Source organism: Marinobacter sp. B-12 (assembly GCF_056857915.1).
This window is the reverse complement of record NZ_JBSXOB010000047.1, coordinates 42,567-64,858: the sequence shown is the minus strand read 5'-3', so window position 1 is coordinate 64,858 and position 22,292 is coordinate 42,567. Positions and strand designations below refer to the sequence as shown.

17 protein-coding genes are annotated in these 22,292 nt (G+C 53.9%); 9 read left to right on the top strand and 8 right to left on the bottom strand.

Annotated features, from left to right (window positions below):
• The first annotated feature begins 4 nt into the window (after positions 1–4).
• The 3 genes from AC13D2_RS08125 to AC13D2_RS08115 all read left to right on the top strand — a co-directional run bounded on the left by AC13D2_RS08125 (position 5) and on the right by AC13D2_RS08115 (position 4,167).
• On the top strand, positions 5–1,474 hold the full coding sequence (locus AC13D2_RS08125) for a complex I subunit 4 family protein (protein WP_292050400.1): 1,470 nt from the start codon (positions 5–7) through the stop codon (positions 1,472–1,474).
• Positions 1,474–2,829, top strand: a complete 1,356-nt coding sequence (locus tag AC13D2_RS08120; RefSeq protein ID WP_292050401.1) for an NADH-quinone oxidoreductase subunit N — start codon at positions 1,474–1,476, stop codon at positions 2,827–2,829. The genes AC13D2_RS08125 and AC13D2_RS08120 overlap by 1 nt, the downstream gene beginning before the upstream one ends.
• An 873-nt stretch (positions 2,830–3,702) precedes the next feature.
• On the top strand, positions 3,703–4,167 hold the full coding sequence (locus AC13D2_RS08115; RefSeq protein WP_292050402.1) for a hypothetical protein: 465 nt from the start codon (positions 3,703–3,705) through the stop codon (positions 4,165–4,167).
• Between the two features lie 147 nt (positions 4,168–4,314).
• Here the strand turns inward: AC13D2_RS08115 and AC13D2_RS08110 are convergent, their stop codons facing one another.
• Together AC13D2_RS08110 and AC13D2_RS08105 are read right to left on the bottom strand one after the other, a co-directional pair.
• Complete coding sequence (locus tag AC13D2_RS08110; RefSeq protein ID WP_300495547.1) at positions 4,315–5,079, bottom strand: copper resistance protein B; 765 nt, start codon at positions 5,077–5,079, stop codon at positions 4,315–4,317.
• Between the two features lie 19 nt (positions 5,080–5,098).
• A complete protein-coding gene (locus tag AC13D2_RS08105) occupies positions 5,099–6,928 on the bottom strand; it encodes a copper resistance system multicopper oxidase (RefSeq protein WP_482938459.1) in 1,830 nt (609 codons plus the stop codon).
• Between AC13D2_RS08105 and AC13D2_RS08100 the strand changes: the two genes are divergently transcribed.
• On the top strand, positions 6,906–7,367 hold the full coding sequence (locus tag AC13D2_RS08100) for a hypothetical protein (protein WP_292050405.1): 462 nt from the start codon (positions 6,906–6,908) through the stop codon (positions 7,365–7,367). The two genes, AC13D2_RS08105 and AC13D2_RS08100, sit on opposite strands and share 23 nt — an antisense overlap.
• 138 nt (positions 7,368–7,505) lie before the next feature.
• On the opposite strand, the gene AC13D2_RS08095 is transcribed toward AC13D2_RS08100, so the two are convergent.
• The 5 genes from AC13D2_RS08095 to AC13D2_RS08075 form a co-directional block, all read right to left on the bottom strand.
• Entirely contained in the window at positions 7,506–7,721 is a 216-nt protein-coding gene (locus AC13D2_RS08095) for a YncE family protein (RefSeq protein ID WP_292050406.1), read from the bottom strand.
• Between the two features lie 455 nt (positions 7,722–8,176).
• Positions 8,177–9,532 carry a hypothetical protein gene (locus AC13D2_RS08090; protein WP_482938458.1) on the bottom strand — a complete coding sequence of 452 codons (1,356 nt, stop codon included), beginning with the start codon at positions 9,530–9,532 and terminating at the stop codon, positions 8,177–8,179.
• A 314-nt stretch (positions 9,533–9,846) separates the two neighbouring features.
• A complete protein-coding gene (locus AC13D2_RS08085; RefSeq protein ID WP_482938457.1) occupies positions 9,847–11,202 on the bottom strand; it encodes a hypothetical protein in 1,356 nt (451 codons plus the stop codon).
• 86 nt (positions 11,203–11,288) lie between these two features.
• Entirely contained in the window at positions 11,289–12,707 is a 1,419-nt protein-coding gene (locus tag AC13D2_RS08080) for a hypothetical protein (RefSeq protein WP_300495535.1), read from the bottom strand.
• 392 nt (positions 12,708–13,099) lie between these two features.
• Entirely contained in the window at positions 13,100–14,185 is a 1,086-nt protein-coding gene (locus AC13D2_RS08075) for an OprO/OprP family phosphate-selective porin (RefSeq protein ID WP_482938456.1), read from the bottom strand.
• 280 nt (positions 14,186–14,465) lie between these two features.
• Between AC13D2_RS08075 and AC13D2_RS08070 the strand changes: the two genes are divergently transcribed.
• The 5 genes from AC13D2_RS08070 (at position 14,466) to AC13D2_RS08050 (ending at position 21,496) form a co-directional block, all read left to right on the top strand.
• Positions 14,466–15,194 carry a TorF family putative porin gene (locus AC13D2_RS08070; protein WP_482938455.1) on the top strand — a complete coding sequence of 243 codons (729 nt, stop codon included), beginning with the start codon at positions 14,466–14,468 and terminating at the stop codon, positions 15,192–15,194.
• Between the two features lie 282 nt (positions 15,195–15,476).
• On the top strand, positions 15,477–16,778 hold the full coding sequence (locus tag AC13D2_RS08065) for a TolC family protein (protein ID WP_475089108.1): 1,302 nt from the start codon (positions 15,477–15,479) through the stop codon (positions 16,776–16,778).
• A gap of 49 nt (positions 16,779–16,827) precedes the next feature.
• Positions 16,828–18,012, top strand: a complete 1,185-nt coding sequence (locus AC13D2_RS08060) for an efflux RND transporter periplasmic adaptor subunit (protein WP_475102122.1) — start codon at positions 16,828–16,830, stop codon at positions 18,010–18,012.
• A 14-nt stretch (positions 18,013–18,026) separates the two neighbouring features.
• Entirely contained in the window at positions 18,027–21,134 is a 3,108-nt protein-coding gene (locus AC13D2_RS08055; protein WP_482938454.1) for an efflux RND transporter permease subunit, read from the top strand.
• Between the two features lie 17 nt (positions 21,135–21,151).
• Positions 21,152–21,496 (top strand): P-II family nitrogen regulator, encoded by a 345-nt coding sequence (locus AC13D2_RS08050; RefSeq protein ID WP_482938453.1) that lies wholly within the window; start codon positions 21,152–21,154, stop codon positions 21,494–21,496.
• Between the two features lie 50 nt (positions 21,497–21,546).
• On the opposite strand, the gene AC13D2_RS08045 is transcribed toward AC13D2_RS08050, so the two are convergent.
• Positions 21,547–22,278, bottom strand: coding sequence for a hypothetical protein (locus AC13D2_RS08045; protein WP_482938452.1), 732 nt, complete (start codon positions 22,276–22,278; stop codon positions 21,547–21,549).
• Positions 22,279–22,292 lie beyond the last annotated feature (14 nt).

Below are 22,292 nucleotides of genomic sequence, written 5' to 3'. Positions count from 1 at the left end.
ACCCATGCTACCACTTGTATCTCTTACCCTGTTCTTGCCACTCGCCGGCGCCGTGCTGATTCTGTGTTTGCCGAAGCTCTCGGCGCGCGGCGCGCACGGTATAGCGATTGCCAGTGCCGCGCTGACGCTGGTCGGCGCTCTGGCCATGTGGCTGCAGGGGGTAGGTGGTGCGGCGTTTTCCCAGGTTGAAGAGCTGGAATGGATCCCTGCCATCGGCGCTGCCTACCGGGTTGGCGTTGATGGCATCAGCCTGCCGCTGGTGTTGCTGAGTGCCGTGCTTTTTCTGGTTGCTCTCGTCTACGCGTCGTCCCTTCGCGATCGTCCGCGTGCCTACGTGGCTCTGGTGCTGCTTCTGGAAACCACGGCAATCGGGACCTTCACCGCCCTCGATGGGATTTTGTTTTATGTTTTCTTCGAAGTCTCCCTGGTGTCGATGTATTTCCTGATCGCTGGGTGGGGACATGAGGACCGGCAACGCGCCGCACTGATGTTCTTTATCTATACGCTACTGGGTAGCCTGCCGCTGCTACTCGCGATTCTGGCGTTGTATCTTGGCAGTCCCGAACCGACCTTCGACATGCGAGCCTGGATCGAGAATCCGCCACTAGAAGGAGCGACAGCGATGTGGGCACTGGTTGCAATGCTGATTACCTTTGCGGTAAAGATCCCCGCAGTGCCGGTGCACACCTGGTTGCCCGCCGCGCACGTCCAGGCGCCGACCGTCGGCAGTGTCATTCTGGCCGGCATCATGTTGAAGTTTGGTACTTACGGGCTGATCCGTTTTGCGCTGCAAATGACCCCCGATGCATTCCGTGAAGCGGGAGTTGCTGTTCTGATCTTCGGTGTTGTCGGCGCGCTCTATGGGGCTTTTGCCGCGCTGGCTCAGACCGATCTCAAACGCCTGGTTGCCTATACCTCGATTAACCACATGGGGTACGTGATCGTTGGCGTCGCTGTGGCCGCGCTCACTCTGGACCCCTCAGTGCGTGCTGTTGCGCTGGACGGTGCGGTATTGCAGATGTTCAGTCACGGTCTGGTCACCGGTGCCCTGTTCTTGCTGGTGGGCATGATTCAGGACCGCGCCCATACCCGTGAAATGGGTGAGCTCGGCGGTCTGCTCAAGACGGTCCCGATGCTTGGCTGGTCATTCGTATTGGCGGCTTTTGCATCCCTGGGACTGCCGGGACTGGCGCATTTCCCGGCTGAGTTCCAGATATTTCTCGCCACTTTAAGTGGCGCTCCCGCCGCAGTGGTTGTGATTCTGGGTATTGCCATTATCGCCGGCACCTTTCTCAAGGCATTGCGTGAAACCTTTCTCGGCGAACCCCGGCAGCGCTGGCAAACCATGCCGGACCTTGATGTGCGGGAATGGCTTGCCGTAGCGCCTCTTCTGGTGCTCACCATAGCCACCGGTGTGGCTCCTTCCTGGGTGCTGGACATGATTCACCGGGCAACATCGGCGTTGGTGCTGTGATGGCTCGTGATCTTGCACTATTGATCCCCGAAATCGCCGTACTGCTGACGGCTGTCGGTGCGCTGATTGCGGAAATGCTGCGCAAGCCCCGAATCTCGCTGGCTGTAGCGGTCATGGGCCTGCTCGTCGCTACTGGCCTGACCTTGCGGATGATCGGCACGGACACCACAGTGTTCGGCGGCAGCTTCCGGATCGATGAGCTCAGTGTCTGGGCCAAGCTCATTCTGCTGCCGGCCACCCTGCTCGCCATGCTGCTGGCACGAGTGGATGTGGGAGGAACGGCGCGAGAGGGCACTGTTTATAGCCTGCTGTGCTTTGCCACCCTGGGCGCACTGGCCCTGGCCGGCGCGGGCGATATGATGTTTCTGGTGTTGGGTACACTATTGACCGGCCTGGCCACCTTTGCGTTGGTTGCTTATCCCGACACCGACCCAGCTACCGAAGCCGCGATGAAATTCTTCGTGTTTGCCTCGGTCACCGGTGCCATCATGATTTTCGGTCTCAGCTACTGGTTCGGCGCTGCCGGTTCTACGTTGCTTACTGATCTGCCGGACATGGATGCGATTCCTATGGCCGTGATTCTTGGGTTTGTGGCTGTGGTTGTTGGTCTAGGCTATAAGGCATCGCTGGTTCCGTTTCATTTTTGGGCACCCGACGCCTACGAGGGAGGACCTCTGTCGATTGCAGCCTACCTGTCAGTCGTGCCCAAGGTCGGTGCGCTGTTTGCGCTAACGCAGGTGGTCCGTGACCTGCCAGCAGGCAGCAGTTGGACCGTTGTTATTGCGGGCCTGGCGGTGTTGAGCATGACCTATGGTTATCTTGCTGCTCTGGTGCAGGACAACGTTATCCGGCTGCTTGCCTATTCGTCGATTGCCCAGTCTGGCTATTTCCTTCTGGGTATCGTGGCGGTGGGCGCCAGTGAACTGGCATTACCGTCAATCATTCTGTTCGCTGCCGCCTACGCCGCCATGAACCTGGGTGCTTTTGCTGTTGCCGCGGCTACCGGACGCAATCTGAGCGATTTCGGTGGGCTGGGGCGCTCGCGGCCCTTGATGGGAATCGCGATGGTGGTCTTCCTGTTGTCTCTGGTCGGCATTCCGCCACTGGCCGGCTTCGTCGGCAAGTTCCTGTTGTTCGCAGCGGCCATTGATGTTCAGTTCACCTGGCTGGCAGTCGTGGCGATCATCAATAGCGTACTGTCGCTGGCAGTGTATCTGCGCATCGTCGTGCCCATGTACAGGCAAGGGGAGACAGCCACCGTCGCCACATTGGAGATATGGCTGGGAATCGTGGTGTTGATAACGCTCGCAACTACATTGATTCTAGGCTTGGCTGCCCAGTTCTTATACGTCTGAGCTGTATGTGAGAGCGTGGGCCATATTAAAAGCTGGAACTTTGAAAGGCCTTCAAAATGAAAGTGGCCAGACATTCTGAGCGTCTGATTTGAACGGAGTAAAAGGTTTGGACATCAAACGCTCGAACATTGTCACTGATTTACTCCATTAAAGTCCGGGACGTCAGTCTGTTGGCGCTGTTTTTCAGGGCTGTGAATGAATTGGCGACATAAAGATCGCAGCCCGAATTTTCGGCCAATTCAAAGAAATCCAATTCCGTCGCATCCAAACAATTATCGAAAATTCAGTTTCGTTTAAGGAGGCTGTGTTTCAATTGGTGGTGCAATGGGGTTGGTCATATTGACGGGCTGCCTTTTGTGTTAACTCAGTTTTATCTTCGCCGCAGAAATATCTGCGGTTTTTTTCGCGCGTCAAACGAGACGCTACTTTCTGATCATCAAGCAGGTTGTCCACACGGGCAAAACTCGAGCGCCTCTGGTCACCCGATAGTTGCCGGACAGATCCTCCATTACTGTCTTTCGTGGCTTTAGCATCGTTTCAGTCAATTTTCATCAGATAATGCGTAAGCTGAGCCGGGTATAGCCGTCTAGACGCTCAATATTGGTGGGACTGGTATGGGCGTTGGCATGAGCCACTCTCAATCAAAATGCCAGATACTTCATCAGTTTTTTGATTGATACTGCGCTTATGTTAGCGGCGGTGACTCCAGAAGCACACGTTGGTCTACACTGTGATCGGGGGAAGTCCAATTCTTTGACTTGCCCCGGATTATCACACTGGGCCTTAGGGGCTTGATATGAAAAAAAATGACATTAAGGTAAATATTTGAGGTTGGATACAGCGTTCGTTGATGTAAATGACAAGAGCCAACGAATGGTTATCGATTTTAAACAGCTGTTGGGTTTAGTTGGAGGTCAGATAATGCGAGTTAAAATACTGCAATTAGCGTTCATTTTCATGGTATTTGAAGCACCACTGCTGCAGGCGAGCGAAATCCTTTCAGGTAAGGATGTCGCTGACATTGTCGTGGGTAATACGGTTCAAATGGTGTTTCGGGATGCAAGGGATGACTTCCGAACCCGCACTTTTCATGAATACTATGATCCCGACGGGTCAATCTATGGCATGACAAAGTACAGGGAGCAGCAAGGAAATTTCACCCATTATGTTGGTAGCTGGCAGGTTAAAAACGGGAAATTCTGTACCTCTGTCTATGGCCGGGATTATTCCTGCAATAAAATCAGACCTCTCGACGATGGCGGGTATGAGCTCGTAAATGAGAATGGTACTCTTAGAAATGTCAAATTATACGAAGGGAAGCACCACGAACTGGAGTGACGAAGAGGCTTTAAACCAGCTCTCTTTTGCAGTCGTGCTGGCCAGGATGAGGCAGGCCGGTCTAGGGGCCTGCCTCCTGAAGTTGCCCTGCAAAACGCAGTCTTGTTACTGGTTATCGCATGCGCCGGGAACGACCCGGCAAGCACCTCAAAACCACCACCGGACACCCGCTACAAAGCTCGAGGACTCAGTGCTTTCACCTTCCTGCTCCCGCAGGTCCTTGGTGTTGCCCAGATATCGTGTATAGGCAACCCCAACGTACGGTGCGAATTCCCGCGAAAAGTGGTATCTCAACCGCAGCCCAAGACCCAGATTGTTGACTCCGCTGCCAACGCCCCATTCCTTGACGTCACTGAAGGCAACCAGCGTTTCACCCCTGCCTTGCAATATCAGTTTCTGGGTTAGTAGCCAGTCGTATTCTGCCTCGAGGTCGTAGGACAGATCGCCGTCCTCAGTGACCCTCAGGTTAGTGTCTACCTCAAACCAGTAAGGTGCGAGACCCTGCAGGCCAATAAGTGCCGAATAACGCTCTTTGTTCTGGCCTGGCCCAAAGGTTGCCTGAGCGCCCAGCCCTGTCTGTATGTCCCAGAAGCGATCCAGTCGATAGCTGTACTGGACATCAAAGTTTTCTATATCGCCGCCTTCGGTAGCCAGATCCGTCTCGCCCTCTGTTTCAATCCAGAGCCGCTTGCGGTCTTTGCCGACCCAAGCCTGAGCATCCCAGAGTGCCATCTCGTCGCTACCATCGCGCTGGTACTCCATGCGATCAAACAGTATTTGGCCGTAGATGTCATTGTCATGGATAGGCAGTGTCCAGTCCGGTTCGGCCTGTACTCCAGTACCCGCTGCAATGACGCTAGTGCTGATTGTGAAAGTGCAAATGCCAACAAACGGTTTCATTCGGTTCTTCATAGTTCTCATCCCCATCCGGTTAAACGACCGACACAACACGGAACATACCTGCGTCCATGTGATAGAGCAGGTGGCAGTGAAATGCCCAGTCTCCTGGTGCGTCTGCCGATATCAGCGCGGATACTCGTTCACCGGGTTTCACGGAAATCGTGTGCTTGCGTGGGCGATACTCGCCCGCTCCGGTTTCCAACTCCATCCACATACCGTGCAGATGAATGGGGTGGTCCATCATGGAATCGTTCACCAGAATCAGTCGAAGGCGCTCGCCGTGATAGAACTTTACCGGGCCATCGACCTCGGAAAATTTCTTTCCATCGAACGACCACATGTAGCGCTCCATATTACCGGTAAGGTGAAGCTCCACCTCCCGTTCGGCGGGGCGCTTGTCGGGCCAGCCATCAATACTTCGTAATTGTGAGTAGGTCAGCACCCTGTGATCGGCGGTTTCAAAGCCAACGCCCGGGTCGTCCAGGCGGGACTGTGGGCTGGAGGCTACCATCGCAGCACCGGGGCCATGGTTGTCAGGTCCGTGGGAGATAGGGCGCCCTGCGGTGGGAACAGCGCTCAGGTCCGCCTCTTTCGGAGCAGAGTCCATGCTCATGCCCGCGTGATCCATCTTCATATTACCTGGATCCTTAGCCATGCTGCCGTGGCCCATCTTCATGTTGTCCTGCATTTCCATGCCTTCGCCCATAGTCATGGCACCCATTCCCATCGCGGCCATTCCACGTTCAGTGCGCGGATACATGGAGGGCACGGGCGCTTCCAGTCCTGCTCTGGAGGCCAATGTGCCGCGAACAAAACCGGACCGGTCCTGGGATTGTGCAAACAGGGTATGAGCCATGTCCGTTGGCTCTACAATGACGTCGTAGGTTTCGGCTACGCCAATGCGGAATTCATCGGTTTCAACCGGCTGTACTGGCTGACCGTCAGCGGAAACGACAGTCATTGGTAGCCCCGGGATGCGTACGTCGAAAAAGGTCATGGCCGAAGCGTTGATGAATCTCAGTCGAATTCTCTCACCAGGCTTAAAGAGGCCGGTCCAGTTGCTGGCAGAGGGTGACCCATTCATCAGGTAGGTATACTCGGAGCCGGTCACGTCCAGAATGTCCCGCGGGCTCATTCTCATCTGTCCCCACATGCCAGCTTTTTTCCATGCGGCGTCCCAGCCCATGGTTTCCACGTCGTTGAAGAAGTCGCCAACGGTACGCTGGTTGTAGTTGTAGTAGCCCTCGGCCACTTTCAGATTGCGAAACACGCTGGCCGGAGAATCGAAGGTCCAGTCGGAGAGGACCACAACGTATTCACGGTCGTAGTCAAGGGGTTCCGGTTCGGCGGGGTCGATGATAATAGGCCCGTAATGTCCGAGCTGTTCCTGTAGGCCCGAATGGCTGTGATACCAGTAGGTGCCGTGCTGCTCGACTGGAAAGCGGTACTCGAAGGTTTCGCCGGGCATGATGCCAGGAAAGCTGACCCCCGGAACACCATCCATCTGAAAGGGCAGTATCAGGCCATGCCAGTGAATGGAGGTTGCCTCGGGCAAGGTATTGGTGACCCGCAAAATCGCTTCGCGACCCTGCTTAAGCCGAACCAGAGGCGCAGGTAGAGTGCCGTTGATGGTGATTGGTTGTTCAGAGAGTCTGGATCCGATCGTGAGAGGCGTTCTGGCGATTTTCAGATCATAGATATCAGCGCCGTCTCGCACGGTGTGGTAAACATTGGCATTATCCAGCTGGCCCCTGGCAAATGCTGGCATCAGGCTATCAAATCCGGCAAGTAGCCCCATGGCACCGGCACCCTGAAGCAGTCGGCGTCTGGAGACTCCGGTGGCAGAATTTTTGCGGGTCATTTATCGATCCTCCTCATTGAGTCCAACCTCTGACACACTACATCTTCTTGCTGAACCGAAACTGAAACGAGTCTGCGGATCCTCATTCGACACCGGCCCCATGCCATTACGCATATCCTGGCAAGCCACTTGTGCTCTGTACTTCCTGAATCGTGATCGGCAGATTGGCAACTTTCATGTTCAAACCCTGCTTCTTCAGGTTCAGAGTGCCAGTCTTTCCTTCAGGAACTGCTCCGGCAACATAAATCAACGCCTGTGGGTCCTGTCCAACATGCAATGTCTTGATGATTTTGCGTGTTGCGGTGTCGATGACATCCAGAGCATCCGATTTCTGAAGTACGACTTAGATGCGAGTATTGTCAGGGCTGGGCCATATTCCGTGGTGGCCAACACCGCTATGTTTGATGGTATCAATTTGAACTGGGGCTTCACCATTTGACAGGCGGCGAAAACCTTGGTCACATTCTCACCCCCGACCGTTACGTACGCATAGTTGACACCGTCAAGTGTCAAAAAATTGGGATGGTTCGTACGTGGCCCTGTTTCAAGAACGGTTTTCACATCCAGTGTGTCGGCATCAATGACTGTGGTATGCCCTGTAATAGGATGACCCAGTGTCGGTGTTAAAAATCTCGACAAAGTTTTCACTCCGTATGGCCACCCAGGTGGTCTCTCCGTCCGGGCTGATAAAGCCCTCGTGGGGCGCCCTGCCGGTGCGAAGGGTGCGGACCACGGTATTGGTCTGGGTGTCGATAATCTGTGCCGCATTGGAGGTGACACTGACGGCCAGCAACTGGCGCCCATCCCGTGAAAAGCCAAGTCCATGAACGTTGACCTCAAGTGTTGGATGTCTGGTCTGCCGTATAAATGCTGTCCCGGCTGGATATGGCCTGTGCGAGCCCTTCGGAGGGTGCCTGCACCACTGGCTTTCCTTCCGGCGTGCTTTCGTGGATCACGACAAAGCCGTTTGTATTGGTTCAATGATTCCAGACCTTCGAATCTAAGGAGGGGCCGGTGCAGGGGATTATTACCAAGATCAACCGCAAAAGTATCATTGTACTGGGTGACGACGGTACCTGGGAATATAAGGTCTCGCCGGACTTATTACGACCGCTTGGGGATGCGGGGTAAGTCGATTACGTAGTAGGAGGGACGCTTACGCTGGGTATCAATCCCTGGCGCGCGAGACAAATAACGGCCGGGCTATTGCCCGGCCGTTATAGTAAGGATCATGAGATTACACGATCATCAGTAGCTAATGTTGACCATAGCGACAACCTTATAGGTGTCCTCAGGGTTGTCTCCGTAAAAGTCTCCCATGAAGCCATAGGATCCACGCAGGCTGAGGTCATACAAACCGGCGATTTTTTTGCCGAACTGTGCAGCGACTTCAGTGCCGAGGCTCGAGCCATTAGCCTGAGTGGCGCTGTCGGGCGCGTCGTCGGCAACGCGGAAGTAACCGGTGCCGTACTTCAGGTAGTAGTCGTTGGAAAGCTTCTGATCACCCGAGACGATCAGCCCCATCAGACCGTATCCCTGGTAAGCTGCATCGGAAACGGATTTAGCCCCCTGGGAACCATTGTTGTAGTAGACGTCTGTTCCGAAGATTTGCAGATTACTGCTATTCAGCTCCCAGCCTGACTGGTTTGCCGCGAAGCGATCTGCGCCATTGCTGCTGTCGTCAGCCGGAATGTAGATGCCGTGAATCTTGAGGCTCGCGTTGCCCCAGTGTCTCTGGGCATACAGGTTCAACATGTATGTGTCGCCATCTGTTGCGTCAGAGTCGAGTCCGGACGACTTTTTGTAAAGTACCGAACCGCTATAGGCCATTTGGTTATAGGTATAATCGGCGTAGGCACCGAAATAGTTGTCATCCGTTCGAGCCGCCGTGCCATTCAGAGCAGCCTGACTGCTGTTGCTGATCTGGGCTCCGGTAAGGCCGTAGTGGAAAACCTCGCTGGGGTGAAGCTCGGCGCTCACCGTGTAGAAGTCCACGTCGTCCGCGGAATCTCTATCGTTTTCTTCCCACTTGAACCAGCCACCTGTCAGCGTGGCCATGCCAACATTGCCCGCAAAGGAAATGCCATTCATGTCGTCGTTGGTGACGAAACTCTCGTACTTGCCGAAGCCATAGCCCTGGATGCCCGCCCGTACCTTCCAGTCGCTGTTTGGCACCTTCAGTTCAGCGTAAGCATTTTTGGTTTCAACGCCAACGCCATCGGCGCTGAGCTTGCCGCAATTGTCACCCTGGCAGCTTCCCGTCTCACCCCACGGAGAATCGAACTCACCGTACCAGACTACAGTCACGTTATCGTTGAGGTCGCCGCTGATCTTTGCGCGCAGGCGCTGATCTACAAAGGCACTGCTGTTGTCGTTGGTCTCGTCCAGGCTCTGCGACGTGGCCTGAAGGCGGTAATAACCGTTCACTGTGAAGGGCGAATCGCCATTCTTAAGTTTCTCCATTTCTGCTGTCAGTTGATTTATTTCAACCTTCAGGTCTTCTACAGTCGGTGACGCACGTCCGACCGGCTCTGCGGCCAAAGCCGGCGTTGTTGCTACAGCCATTGCCAGCGGAGCGGCGAGTGTTCTCAGCTTATTGCGCATGTGCACATTCCCTTTTAGTCTTTTTGTCAAGTCATTTATTTTTTTCGAGCCACAACATAGTTGTTTTTCTTACAAAAAAGACATTAGATTACTGTCCGTCGAATTGCAACATTTTGTCTGTTAGACTTTTTGTTACCAGTCGCCGTGTGCGGAAACCATGCAGGTGCGGCGGCTCTCCGGGCATTTGTGCCCCAGCAAAGCCCGGTGAAGATAGGAAAGCGCGCGTTTTTTGGCCCCATCTGTGTCAGTGCGAGCCGTGTGTTGAGGGTGTCTTCAGGGTAGGCAATGGATGGCATCGCCGGGCTCTGAGCCTGTCAATATATGTATATTTTTCTTGCGCCCTGGTTATCACTTTCTTCATTAGTTAATACGAGTAATCGAAACGCTCCCCTATTTTTCACATATGAAAAATCAATAATAAAAGAGCTTATTTCATGCATGGGTGAAATCGAAAACCCGGATTCGGGCGTATCACTGTCCCAGCTTGCTTTGATTAACGAATCTGGTCCTGAAGCGGATGTTAAGCCAGAAAGCCCAGGCCTTCTTTTTCTGAGATAGGTTACAACCGATCCATTGTTCACAACCGCTTTCCTGGGAATGGACAGATGTTCCTCGTTAACGGAAAAGGCGTAATCGGGTGATGTAATGATTTTCCTGTCCTTCAGGCGTTTCGTTAGTCTTGGCGAGGATACCTTGCCGAGCCCGAGTTGTGGCGAAGACTTCCAGCTTGAGTTCCGCAATTCAAGATTGGCTTCATTTACTATGATTGAGGTAGCGTTGTCGATAGGGAAGTAGGAAAAAATCATGTTTCCAGCATCGGCCGGGACAACGGAGTCATTTCGAGCATTGGTCTGTTTCCCGGAAGTAACTGCTATTTTTCCAATGTCACCTTGCAGCAACTCGTATCGTTGGGTGTGCAGTTGATTATTGATAAACCGTAACGCCACATTCTCGGCTTTTTCGGATTCTTCCTGCAGCGTTTGCCCCGAGATTTCAAAAAGCTGAGAGTAGATCTTTGTGTATTGTCCCTTGCCTGAAATATCCCGGTCCTGACCCCATACTACGGCAACCTCCGGGTTCGGATCTGAGTCTGACTGGCCAACTGACAAGAAAATGGCTTTCGAATTTTTGATGCCTGATGTCAGTTCATCAATTCTTTTAACCCTGCCGCCATCGAAGAGTCCCAGTACCAATGCCGAATCTGACAGGAAAACCAGTTGACTGTCTTTCTGGCTGGGCCGAGGCAGCGCCTCAATCATTTTAGGGCTGAAATCTTCCGGCAGTGGGAGAATACTCGGAGTGTAGGCTTCGGCCCGTATTTCACCCCCGTCCTGATTGGCTTTGTCAATCAGGACGGAAAGAAAGTATTTTTGAGAATCGGTGGACTTTATAGAGAGTGCAGTCTTATCTCTGACCTGGAGAACCTCAAGAGTCAGGCCTTCATCGATGGGTCCGGAACTGCCAAACTTTACATCGAATCCCTTGACGGTGAGGCGCCCCAGCAGTGCGAGAAACTCTTTATCGGTGTTCAGGCCCTCAATATTCGATACCACCCTGATGCTCTTCTTTCCTGTCCACTCCGACAGCGAATCCAATGGTACATCGTAGCCTTGGGCCTGAGCATTGGATGCGGCAAAAAAAATCAGGAAGATCACGAAAAACAGCTTCATAAAATCTATGCCCCCTTAAAAAAGTTGAGGCCCCGGTTACCGGCGCCTCAACTTGATTGCTTCCAGTCGTCATTTATCAACCGGGCTCAGTAATTCCAGTTCAGCTCGAGCATTGCAACATAGGCCGCATCGTCTGCGCCGGTGGCATCCTCAACGCCCTTGCCGGGCAGGAAACTGGAGAGCACCAGTCTTGGAGCAAAGTACTGGTTGGCCTGGTATTTTACAGCCACATCAAGTTCGGTACCGGCATAACTATCCACAGATCCACTGGCAGTGCTAAGCGTCTCAAGCCCCCCCGTTTGCTGGAACCACATCGGGAAAATCTGCGCCTGATAAGACAGCTTAGGCGAGATCGACGCTAAATTACCCGAACTGCCAACGGAGAGCATGATTTGGCCCGGATTGTTACCAGTACCGGCATTGGAAATACCACCATACCCAGCGCCACCAGGACCAGCCTGGTCAAGGGCGAGGCCGAAGAGGCCCGATGCTATCGCTTGGTTAGAGTTCGGCTGCCATCCCAAGAACTGGCCATCAATACCGATCAGGGGCGAGAATCTACCGATGTCGGTGATGCCCAGCCAGCCCTCTACATCATTATCGGTAGGATCGTCATCCCCACTTGCTACGCGTAGTGCTACAAAGGGGTTGAAGGATTCACTAACCGGGTACTCAAGGCCCGCGTAACCGGCATAGGCACTGATGTCATCGCCATTGTCGAAACTACCGGTCACGCCCAGCACCTCGGCCCGTACCTTTATGGCGCCAATATTTCCGATGTATTCGACACCGTAATAGGTTGCCTTTGCACCTTGCTGCTGGTTGTCGCTGTATGTCAGGATCGGGGAGATACGACTACCTTTTCCCAGATCAAAATCAAACTTTGAAGCAAACACGTCCCAGTCCAGTTCACCGTTAGCAGGGTTTGCTCCAGGAGCCTGGAGGTTGGAAATCAGCCCATCTGTAATCGGCATCCAGAAAACATCGTAGCTACCGAACGAGGTCTTGCCGGTGGCGCCGAACAAGGGGTGGTCGTCGCCATATAGAAGGCCGCCTGAGGCCATGTCCAGATTCTTGAAAGTCCAGCCACCCTGAAGTGTAAAGGCCGGATCGAAGGTGTAAGTGAAGAAGGCCTGCTCCAAGCCAAATCTCTCGCCTCGGTATGCGCGATCGACCGAATTGGCATCAAGGGCAAAGTCATTCTCGAGAAGCAGTTTACCCGTCCAGTTATCGCCAGTCGCCACCACTCCAAGCCTGACCTCAGCCCTGACGTGCTCATCTCCAACCTGAACAGCGCCAGCAGAAGTGCCGGTAGCGCCATCGTCGACGCTGCTGTCCAGATCGAAATTAGAAAAATAGGTTGGTTGAAACTTGCCTTGGGTAAGTATATCCAGCTTGACTCCTGAAGCTGTCGGGACCTCCACCGCTAAGGCAGCAGGTATGCCGTTTGCGGCTATCAGCGCCCCCAAAAATCCCTGACTGATTCGCTTTTGTATTGTTTTCATCAATCCTCCAACGTCTCTAAAACGAGATTGTAGTTATTGCAGCCCAAAAACAATAAGGCTGTGTTCTATTTAGCAGAAAAGCCTGAAATCGGCAAGTTTACGGCACGGCAAAATGTGTCTGGCAGTGTTGCACTAAAACAAATTTACAGATGCTGGCAGTCGGCGCCCGAAAGCCGGCTGGCAGGGGTGCGGGGCAGGCATTAAAAAAACAGGGCAGGCCAGTGCCTGCCCTGAAAATCAGAGCACGTCATTAATGATCGACTTGACTCGACTCGGGTAAAGCGTATCAAGCCAACCTTAACCAGAGCTGAATTTTCCGATTATTTTTTAATGGTGATGTTTTCTGCATCGGTTTTCAGCCAAATATATGCTTGACCGGGGATCCCGTGCGGTCAAAATGCGTATTGCAACCTTGCGCGAACTTCATCTCCGCTCGCGCCATTGGCTTCTTCGCCATCCATGTAGCTCATACCCAGTCGAACATTCTTGTTGGCGTAATAGTTAACGCCCAGTGTTGTTTGCTCGCCGTCGGTCGTGGTCAGCCCCACGTCACTGTATTTTCCGTCACCATCTTCAAAGCGGGCAACAACTTCCCAGGCCCCTTTGGGCGATGCCGGTTTTACCCGCTTGAATGCTCCGGCTTTGTAAGGGCGGCTTTCGCCGGTGATGATCCAGCCAAGCTGCACGTAATAACCATTAACATCCACTTGGCCTTCTTCGGAATCGAAATATTCGGCCTGGGCATGGAAGGGCCCGGAAGCGCCGGCCAGTTCCAGATTAAGCGTGTCGACCTCATCGGCCTGGATGTCGGCGTCACGCGTGGTATAGCCCGCACCAAGATGAACAACAGCATTATTCGTTTGAACAGGTGCAAACGTGCCCCGTGCGGTTACTGCCGTGTTATTGAAGTCGTCGCTGCCATTGCCGTCTGCCTCGAAATAGCCGATACCGTAGGTCCAGTTGCTGCCTTTGCCGCTGAGCTGGATGCCGCCGCTACGGCCGGGGGCATAGCGCTCGGTCACGGCAGATCGCTCAAGCGCTGAGATGTCTTTTGAACTCGTTAATTCTTCCAGGCCGAACGGCTCTTTCTGTTTACCGATAGTCACGGTTGCAGCTGAGCCAAATCCCAGGTAACGAATGTACAGGTCTTCAGCAGTACCGCCGTCGGCGCCATCACTTTCAGCCACGTTGAACTGGGTCTTGTACGCCCAGTCGCCAAAGTGGCCCTTGGCGTACAGCCGTGCCCGGCGCACATCGAAATCGGTTGTGTCAACACCGTTGTCGTCAGACTGCGTGGCGTCGTAATCCCATTGAAGGCGCCCGCCGAGCTGAAAAGACGCCGATTTATCCGACGTTTTCACCTTGATACCGCTCTCGGTATCGATCACAAGGTCTTCGCCGCTGGTCGTAACGTTTCCGGCCTGTACAGCAGAAGCGGCAGAAATCGCCAAAGCCAAGCCCAAATATTTCTTGCTCATGATCTGTCTCACCTTTTTCGGTTTGCTTGTGTGTGTTGAAGCGCTATTAAAGTCTATTTGGCAAAGATTACAGAATGGTTACAGAGAATGCATCAAAACAGGGCGCTGGTCCGGGCCGGTGACAGGTTCTGGGGCGCTAGGTGTTGGGTCGTTTTTCGGGGGCAAGCTCAGAATGTGCCGATTTGTCTCTATAATAATGATAAACAAGAATAAATAAGATGTGGCAAGACTTTTGCTAAATCATATTTGGAGCAATGAAACCCAACCGAAGGTATCCATTATGAAGAAGCAGTTTTTCACCAAATCCGGATTTATCAGTATCACTTTGCTTGCAGCACTTCAGGCTGCGCCCGCCATTGTTAGCGCTGACGTCAGCTCAAATGTGAGCGCCAGCAGCAACTATCTGTTCCGGGGCGTCACCCAGACAGACGGGGCTGCGGCTGTCCAGGGAGGGTTGGATTATGAGCATGCGTCGGGCTTCTACGCCGGTGGTTGGGGTTCCAATGTCGATTTTGGTGACGGCACCAGCTATGAGCTTGATCTTTATGCCGGATTCTCCGGCTCTGTGGAAGAACTGGGTTATGACGTTGGGTACATTTATTATGCGTATCCTGACGCGCCGGACTCCATCGACTTCGGCGAACTGTACGGCGAGATCAGTTATGGCATTGCGGCCATCGGCCTGGCCTACACGATCAACAGCGACACCAGTGGTGATGGGGTGTTCGTACAGGGGGATGCCTATTACTACGCCTCTGTTGGGGTGCCTCTGGAAGACAGTTACAGTGCCGGTGTGACGCTCGGCTATTACGACTTCGCTGACGACGGCAAGACTTCTGTCGGCGAGGCAAGTTATTCACACGTCGCCGCCAACGTTACAAAGGATGCGGGAAACTTCGGTTCCTTCAGCGTTAACGTCGAGTACGCGGACATTGATTCAACTGACGCGCTTGGCTCTGTCAACTCGGATGACCCGAAGTTCTGGCTGGGTTGGAGCAAGAGTTTCTGATCGGACCAGCGATCACAAGCAATTCAGATCTAAAATAAAAAACCGGCCCAAATGACGGGCCGGTTTTTTATTTATCGAGCAAGAACCCACCATCGTGCGCCTGCCTTATAGCCGGGTGACTCGACATCCTCGCCCTTACCTCTGCCTCGTGCTGCCAACCTCACACTTTATCCGGTGCCTGAATTTCAAACTGTATTAAAGGTTTGTCTGTAAGGTCGTTCCAGATTCCCACGCAAAAATGCTGACTCACTGACCTCAGTCAAACAGCCAGGATGATACTGAATGAACAAACGATTCTTGTTGTGCGCGATGATAGTTCCGGGAGCCTTGGCCGTCTCTCCTATGGTGTCGGCCCAGGCAAAAGAGAGTGTGTCGCTGAAAGAATATCAGCAGGCCAAAGCCAGCCAGGCTGTTTCCCTGAACGAGGCCATGGTGATGGCTTTTGAGAATAGCCCGGTATTGGCTTTGAGGCGGGCTGCGGTCTCGATACAGCAGGGGCAGCTTGATCATGCCAGCCGCTGGGCGCCCAGCAATCCAGAGTTTGAGTTGGGGGCCCGTCAGGCCCCGAATCAGGCCGACGAGTCCCTGGAATATGGGGTTAGGGTTACTCAGGAGATCTGGATGGGTAATCGCGGCGACCTTGGCCAGTCGCGTGCCCAGAGCAATCTCTCGTCCCGGCAACAGGAGCTTGAATATCTGAAGGTGGCCACCAAGGCGCGGGTGCGGGCCGCCTATTTCCGGATACTGCTGGCTCAGAAAGAGTTGGAAACTGCAACCCGTGCCGTTGATCTTATGCAACGCACCAAAGACCTGGTTGAAATGTCCGTAAAACAGGGTAAACAAACCCGGATTGATCTCAATACCGCAGTCATTGGGCTTGCCAGGGCCCGGAATCAAAAAGCCTCGGCGGAACAAAAGCTCGAGCAATCAAAAATTGATCTTACCGAAGTGCTCGGGGTGTCCCCCTCCGATGCCGTTGGGGTGACCGGCGAGCTTGATGTGACGCTCGAAGACCTGCCTCCAACCAGCCAGCTTGTCGAGATGGCACAGAGTCAGAGAGCGGACCTGAAAGCGGCGGCCGCCAGAATTGCAGCAAATGAATCTGGCCTTGAAGTTGCGAAAAGCCTGACGATTCCAAATCTGAAAGTCTTCGGATTTTATGATCGTGAGGAAGGCTCCAACCTTTTCGGTGCAGGGGTGTCGATGCCTTTGACCGTTTTCCATGATTATTCCGGTGAGCAGAGACAAGCTGCTGCGCGGCTGAAAACCTCCGAGCTTGAGGCAGAGGCCTTGCGCCTGGCTACAGAGCGTCAGGTTGTGTCGGCTGTGGCCCGGTATGAATCCACCGCCGTTCGGCTGCGCCAGATGAACGAGTCGATCCTGGAGCGTTCAGAGGAAACATTACAGCTGATGCAGAAAGCACTTCGGGCGGGCAAGGTCGGTGCCTCGGATGTTCTGGCGGCACAGGACAATCTCCTGTCGGTAAGGCAGGAATACGTTCAGGCACAGAATGATTATATCGATGCCGTCCGGGCGCTGGAGATAAGCACAGGAGGTGCTCTGTCGATGTCAGCCGGGTCCTGAGAATATAAAACTCAAAATTGACCGTTCTTTAAATATTGAGGGTGAATGAATGATTCGCAATCTGAAGATATTTTTAATTGTTGTCAGCATTCTGAGCTTGCAGCAGGCATACGCTGCCGGAGAAGCCGAGGGTGACCAGCACGGAAATGAAGAAGCCGAGCATGCCGGAGAGGAAAACCAGTCCCGACAGATCCATCTGACGCCGGAGCAGACAAAGTTACTGTCCATTCAGACTGTGGCTGCTGCTAAGGGGCGCGCTGGCGCAATTGTCACGGCACCTGCCGAGATTCAGTATGTGCCGGATCGCGTGGCCGAGGTTGGTCCGCTGCTGGAGGGAAAACTGACAGGGTTGACGGTTGATCTGGGGGATCGTGTCAATAAGGGGCAGTTGCTGGCGACCCTGAACAGTGTGGAGCTGGCCCGGATTCGCTCCCGGTTGATTTCGCTGGAGGCCCGCAAAGAAGCGGCCGAGTCTGACTACAATCGTGAAAGAGAGTTGCAGGGACAGGGTATTTCCAGTGAAGAAGAGTTCCTTGATGCCAAGGCTGCCTTTCTTGAAACAAAAGCGGAGTACGATTCCGTGCGGGAACAACTGGCGGTTTATGGCAGCGAGTCGTCAGGTGACAGTGGGGGCCTGGCGCAATACGCGCTCCGCTCACCCATTGAGGGGCGTGTCGAGCAGATGCATGTTCGTCTGGGGCAGACGTTGAGTCCGTCGGATACGCCTTTCATCGTGGCTGATGCCTCGGTGTTGTGGGCCATTCTTCAGGTGTCGGAATCCGATATTGACCAGATTTCAATGGGAGACGAGGTTCAGATTTCCTCCAGGGATTCAAGCTCTGACCGGTTTCACAGTGGGCAGGTATCCTGGGTGTCGAGCATGCTGGATGAAAAGACCCGCACTATCCCGGTTCGCGTTGTGCTGAAGTCTCCCAGGGGCGACCTTCGCCCGAATACCTATGCCACGGCCAGAATCATGACGGAAGCGGAGGCATCACTGCCGCTGGTTCCGGATGATGCGGTTCAAACCATTGGCGATGAATCTGTTGTGTTTGTTCCGGGCGATGAGAAAGGGGCTTACAAGGCGGTTCCCGTCACGCTTGGCAAGGAGGCAAACGACTGGATTGAGATCAAGTCCGGCATCAGCGCAAACACGGAAGTGGTTTCAGTAGGCGCTTTTGATCTGATGTCGGCCATTACCGCCAGTGGCCGCAGCGCCGCTCACGGACACTAAACCCCGGGGGGAGCATGATCAACGCAATTGTGAATTATGCGCTGAACAATCGTCTGATGACGCTTGTTTTTGCTATCGCCGTGATCGTTGCCGGCGTATTTTCATTTCAAAAACTGCCGGTGGACGCGTTTCCCGACGCGACGCCGACTATGGTTCAGGTGTTTACCACCAGTCCTGGTCTGTCGCCGGTTGATATCGAAACGCTGATTTCCTATCCCGTTGAAATCAGCATGTACGGAATCCCTAAACTGGAAAAAGTGCAGAGCACGTCGATCTTCGGGCTTTCGCGGGTGACCATCTATTTCGAAGATGGCACCGATATCTACTTCGCCAGGCGGCTAGTTAACGAACGGCTATCCGAGGCCAAGCGCCAGATTCCCGAAGGGATGGGGGAACCCGAACTCGGGCCCATCGCAAGCGGTCTTGGGCGCATCCTGATGTATTCCCTGGAAGCTGAGGATAAAGATCAATACAGCCTGCAGGAAATTCGCACGATTCAGGACTGGATTGTCAAACCCCAGCTCAGGACCGTGCCGGGCGTAACCGGTGTGCTGTCCATCGGCGGCGAGGTAAAGCAGTACCAGGTCAATATTGATGCGCAGAAGCTTCAGGCGAGAAATCTAACGGTGTCAGATATTCGCGGCGCTCTCACCCAGAATAATCGTAACGTCGGCGCTTCTTTCATTACGCGGGGAGGTGAAGAATATATTGTTCGCGGTTATGGCTGGGTCAACTCTGGTTCCGAAGGCATCAAAGACATCCAGAACATCATTGTGTCCAAGAGTGAGGGGGAGTCCCCAATTTACGTCAAGGATGTTGCGGAGGTTGGTCTTGGACCGGCAATTCGCCGTGGTGCAGAGGTGTCCTCAGGTGAGGAATCCGTTGGCGGTTACGTGATGAAGTTGATCGGGACCAACACCAGCCAGGTACTTGAGGACGTCAATGCAAAAATCGACGACCTGAACAAGTCACTTCCGGAGGGTCTGAAGATCGAAGCGTATTACTCCCAGGCGGAGTTGGTGGGCAAGGCCATAGGCACTGTCGAGAAAGCGTTGCTTGAGGGCTCGGTTCTGGTGCTGGTGTTCCTTTATCTGTTCCTGGGAAACATTCGTTCAACATTGATTGTGGTCGCAACCTTGCCGTTGTCTGTACTTGTCGCATTCATCGCGATGCGCATTTCAGGCATGTCCGCCAACTTGATGAGTCTGGGCGGGCTGGCTATCGGCATCGGTATGATGGTGGACGGCGCTGTCGTGATGATAGAGAACATCTTCCGACATCTGGAAGAACGATCGGAGGAAAAGGTCAGTGTTCTGAGGCTCGTGGGTGAATCCGCCCGGGAAGTGGCTCGTCCGATCGTATTTGCCATCGGCATCATTATCATCGTTTTCCTGCCGCTGTTTACGCTGCAGGGCGTTGAGGGCAAGCTGTTTTCGCCCATGGCCTATACCATCAGCTTCGCTCTGATCGGCGCATTGCTGCTCGCGTTGACGTTGGTGCCGGTTCTGGCCTCTCTCTCATTCAAGATGGGCGGGCACCATAAGGAGCCGAAGCTGGTTCTGTTCCTGAACCGGTTATACAAACCGGTGGTGAATGCTGTGGTCAAAGCACCTAAGGTTGTGATGGGCGTTGCCGTCATTGCCTTTGCAGGCAGTCTCCTGCTGTTTCCCTATCTCGGAAGCGAATTCGTGCCCACGCTCCGGGAAGGCACGTTCCAGATTCGCTCAACACTGCCGCCCGGAGCCAGTCTGGAATCCGCCATTAAATATGGCAAACGGATACAGTCCGTTATAGACGAATTTCCAGAGGTCACCGGAACCTATGCCCGGATCGGTCGTGCCGAAGTGGGTGGTGATCCTGAGCCTGTGAACGTTGTCGCGACGCTTGTGAATCTGAAGCCCCTGGATCAGTGGAGAGCGGATGTGCGCTATGAGGATCTTCAGGGCGAGATCGCAAAGGCCTTGAATGAGCGGGTTCCAGGGCTTGCCAATAACCTTTCCCAACCGATTCAGCTCAGAACCGACGAGCTCTTGTCAGGTGTTCAGGCGCAACTGGTTGCCAGCATTTTCGGTGACGACCTGGGCGAGTTGGGCCGTATCGGCAAGGAAGTGGCGGCCCTCGCGAAAGATGTGCCGGGTGCGACGGATGTGCGCGCCCAGCAGAGTGCGGGCAAGAAACAGATTGTTATTCGCCCCGACCGTGAAGTGCTGGCGCAGTTCGGCATCAGCATAGATAACCTGATGAGTACGGTCGAAACCGGAATTGGCGGTAAAGGCGCCGGACTTGTCTTTGACGGTGTCCGTCGATTTGAGATTTTCGCCCGGCTGCAAGAGTCCTATCGCGGGTCCATCGATGAAATCAGAAAGCTTCCCCTCAGGGGGAACAGTGGCGAGCTTATCCCGCTTTCACGAGTGGCTGATGTTGAAATGTACGCTGGCCCGAAGAAGATTTCACGTTCCAATGCCAGTCGCCGCCAGTATGTGCAGATGAACGTACGTGGTCGCGATATGGGCGGTGTCGTTCAGGATTTGCGCAAACAGATAGATGAGCAAGTGGACATGCCGCCGGGTTATTTCGTGGAGTTCGGCGGTCAGTTCGAGAATCAGGAAAGGGCCATGGCGCGGCTTGCGATTGTTGTGCCCATTACCCTGGCGCTCATTTTCCTGCTTCTCTTTTCGGCATTCAGTAGTCTGCGCTATGCGGCGCTGATCTTCATGAATGTGCCCTTTGCGGTTACTGGTGGCATTGTCGCGCTGTTTGTGACGGGGCTTTACCTCTCTGTGCCCGCTGCCGTGGGATTCATCGCGGTGTTCGGCGTAGCCGTACTGAACGGTGTGGTGATGGTGAGCTACATCAATCAGTTGCGGGACGAAGGCTACGAAGTCATTGAAGCAGTCAAGTTGGGTGCTCAACGCCGTTTGCGGCCGGTTCTGATGACCGCCTCTGTGGCTATTCTGGGGCTGATTCCCCTGCTGCTGGCCGATGGCATTGGCTCTAATGTCCAACGGCCACTGGCAACGGTTGTGGTTGGCGGTCTGATCACGTCAACGTTGCTGACGTTGGTAGTGTTGCCCAGCGTGTATCAGTGGTTTGCATCCGAACGTCGTGACGTTGAAGTCTGATAGGCAGGAGAAGGCTTATGTATGAAATAAAGGCTTATGTCAGAGAGGTTATGGCAGAGCATGTGGTTGATGCTCTGGCCAGAGTCAAGGGAGTGGCAAGCATTGCCGTCGTGTCTCTCAACGAATTTGGTCATCTGGTCGGCGATGAGTCGCCTCTGGAGAAAGTGAAGATGGTCAAGCTGGAGATAGACGTAGCGACCGATGATGTCGCTGGTGAAGTTGTGGAACTCATTGTCAGAACGGGCAGAACCCAGGATGGGCACCCGGGTGACGGCAAGGTACTTGTATCCCGCCTGGTTCGGGCTGTTCGTATCGAGGACGGCGAAACCGGTGAGAGTGCACTGGAGCCTGCTTCAAGCTAGTGCTCCGGAAACTGGATGGCGGTTTTGCGGCTTTTGGTTGCGGGCCGCCATCACAGTTCTATCCCCAGTTCCCAGCGATAGATCATATCGTCTGAGTCCCTGGTGAGGCCAAATGCAACGCCCGCCTGGAGTTCCAGAATACTGGAGCCCATTCTGAACTCAGCCAGGATCGCAGGTCCCATCAAATGATTATTTTCGGCCCCGTAATACTCCAGACCTGGCTGAAACGTGTCAGACTTCGTGTAGGCGATCTGTAATGAGCCCGTGGGCTCAAGCTGCTCGTCGTCTTCGCCAAATGAGCGGCTAACCAGAAGGTTCGTCAGGATGCTGTAATGCGCGTATAGCTGTCTCTCGTAAAGTGACCCAAGGGTCACTCCACCGGCTTTTTGGCCATGTTCTTTTGACAGCTCAATGAACAAACCCGCAGCGCTCTTGTTGTCTTGAAAAAAGTTTCCAATCAGTTCGATTTCGTATTCCTCAAGTGAATAGGCGCCTCCCGGTCTCTTGATCGCGTTGAGGTTAAGTTCGGCGCTCAGGCGTTCAGATAGCCCGTAACCCACCTCCCATTGATCGGCACGAAGGTTGTCGATCTCGGCCCTCTCACTGTCCAGAAGCGCCCCAACCACTCCAATTTCGAGATCCCCGGCAGTTACTCGGGGCGAGTATATTTCATCCACTGCGAGCTCTGATTTGACCGTGAGGGGCCATAACAGAACCAGGAAAGCCAGTTTGAGTTTGAATACGTGGCGCGGTGCGCATGCTTTATTCGTTGCTCCAGACATAGATCACCTTGATA

Coding starts and splice junctions, on each gene's coding strand:
- AC13D2_RS08065 (WP_475089108.1), top strand. CDS start 15,477: ATGAACAAACGATTCTTGTTGTGCGCGATGATAGTTCCGGGAGCCTTG.
- AC13D2_RS08060 (WP_475102122.1), top strand. CDS start 16,828: ATGATTCGCAATCTGAAGATATTTTTAATTGTTGTCAGCATTCTGAGC.
- AC13D2_RS08125 (WP_292050400.1), top strand. CDS start 5: ATGCTACCACTTGTATCTCTTACCCTGTTCTTGCCACTCGCCGGCGCC.
- AC13D2_RS08050 (WP_482938453.1), top strand. CDS start 21,152: ATGTATGAAATAAAGGCTTATGTCAGAGAGGTTATGGCAGAGCATGTG.
- AC13D2_RS08085 (WP_482938457.1), bottom strand. CDS start 11,202: ATGAAGCTGTTTTTCGTGATCTTCCTGATTTTTTTTGCCGCATCCAAT.
- AC13D2_RS08110 (WP_300495547.1), bottom strand. CDS start 5,079: ATGAAGAACCGAATGAAACCGTTTGTTGGCATTTGCACTTTCACAATC.
- AC13D2_RS08045 (WP_482938452.1), bottom strand. CDS start 22,278: ATGTCTGGAGCAACGAATAAAGCATGCGCACCGCGCCACGTATTCAAA.
- AC13D2_RS08055 (WP_482938454.1), top strand. CDS start 18,027: ATGATCAACGCAATTGTGAATTATGCGCTGAACAATCGTCTGATGACG.
- AC13D2_RS08070 (WP_482938455.1), top strand. CDS start 14,466: ATGAAGAAGCAGTTTTTCACCAAATCCGGATTTATCAGTATCACTTTG.
- AC13D2_RS08080 (WP_300495535.1), bottom strand. CDS start 12,707: ATGAAAACAATACAAAAGCGAATCAGTCAGGGATTTTTGGGGGCGCTG.
- AC13D2_RS08090 (WP_482938458.1), bottom strand. CDS start 9,532: ATGCGCAATAAGCTGAGAACACTCGCCGCTCCGCTGGCAATGGCTGTA.
- AC13D2_RS08115 (WP_292050402.1), top strand. CDS start 3,703: ATGGTTATCGATTTTAAACAGCTGTTGGGTTTAGTTGGAGGTCAGATA.
- AC13D2_RS08120 (WP_292050401.1), top strand. CDS start 1,474: ATGGCTCGTGATCTTGCACTATTGATCCCCGAAATCGCCGTACTGCTG.
- AC13D2_RS08105 (WP_482938459.1), bottom strand. CDS start 6,928: ATGACCCGCAAAAATTCTGCCACCGGAGTCTCCAGACGCCGACTGCTT.
- AC13D2_RS08075 (WP_482938456.1), bottom strand. CDS start 14,185: ATGAGCAAGAAATATTTGGGCTTGGCTTTGGCGATTTCTGCCGCTTCT.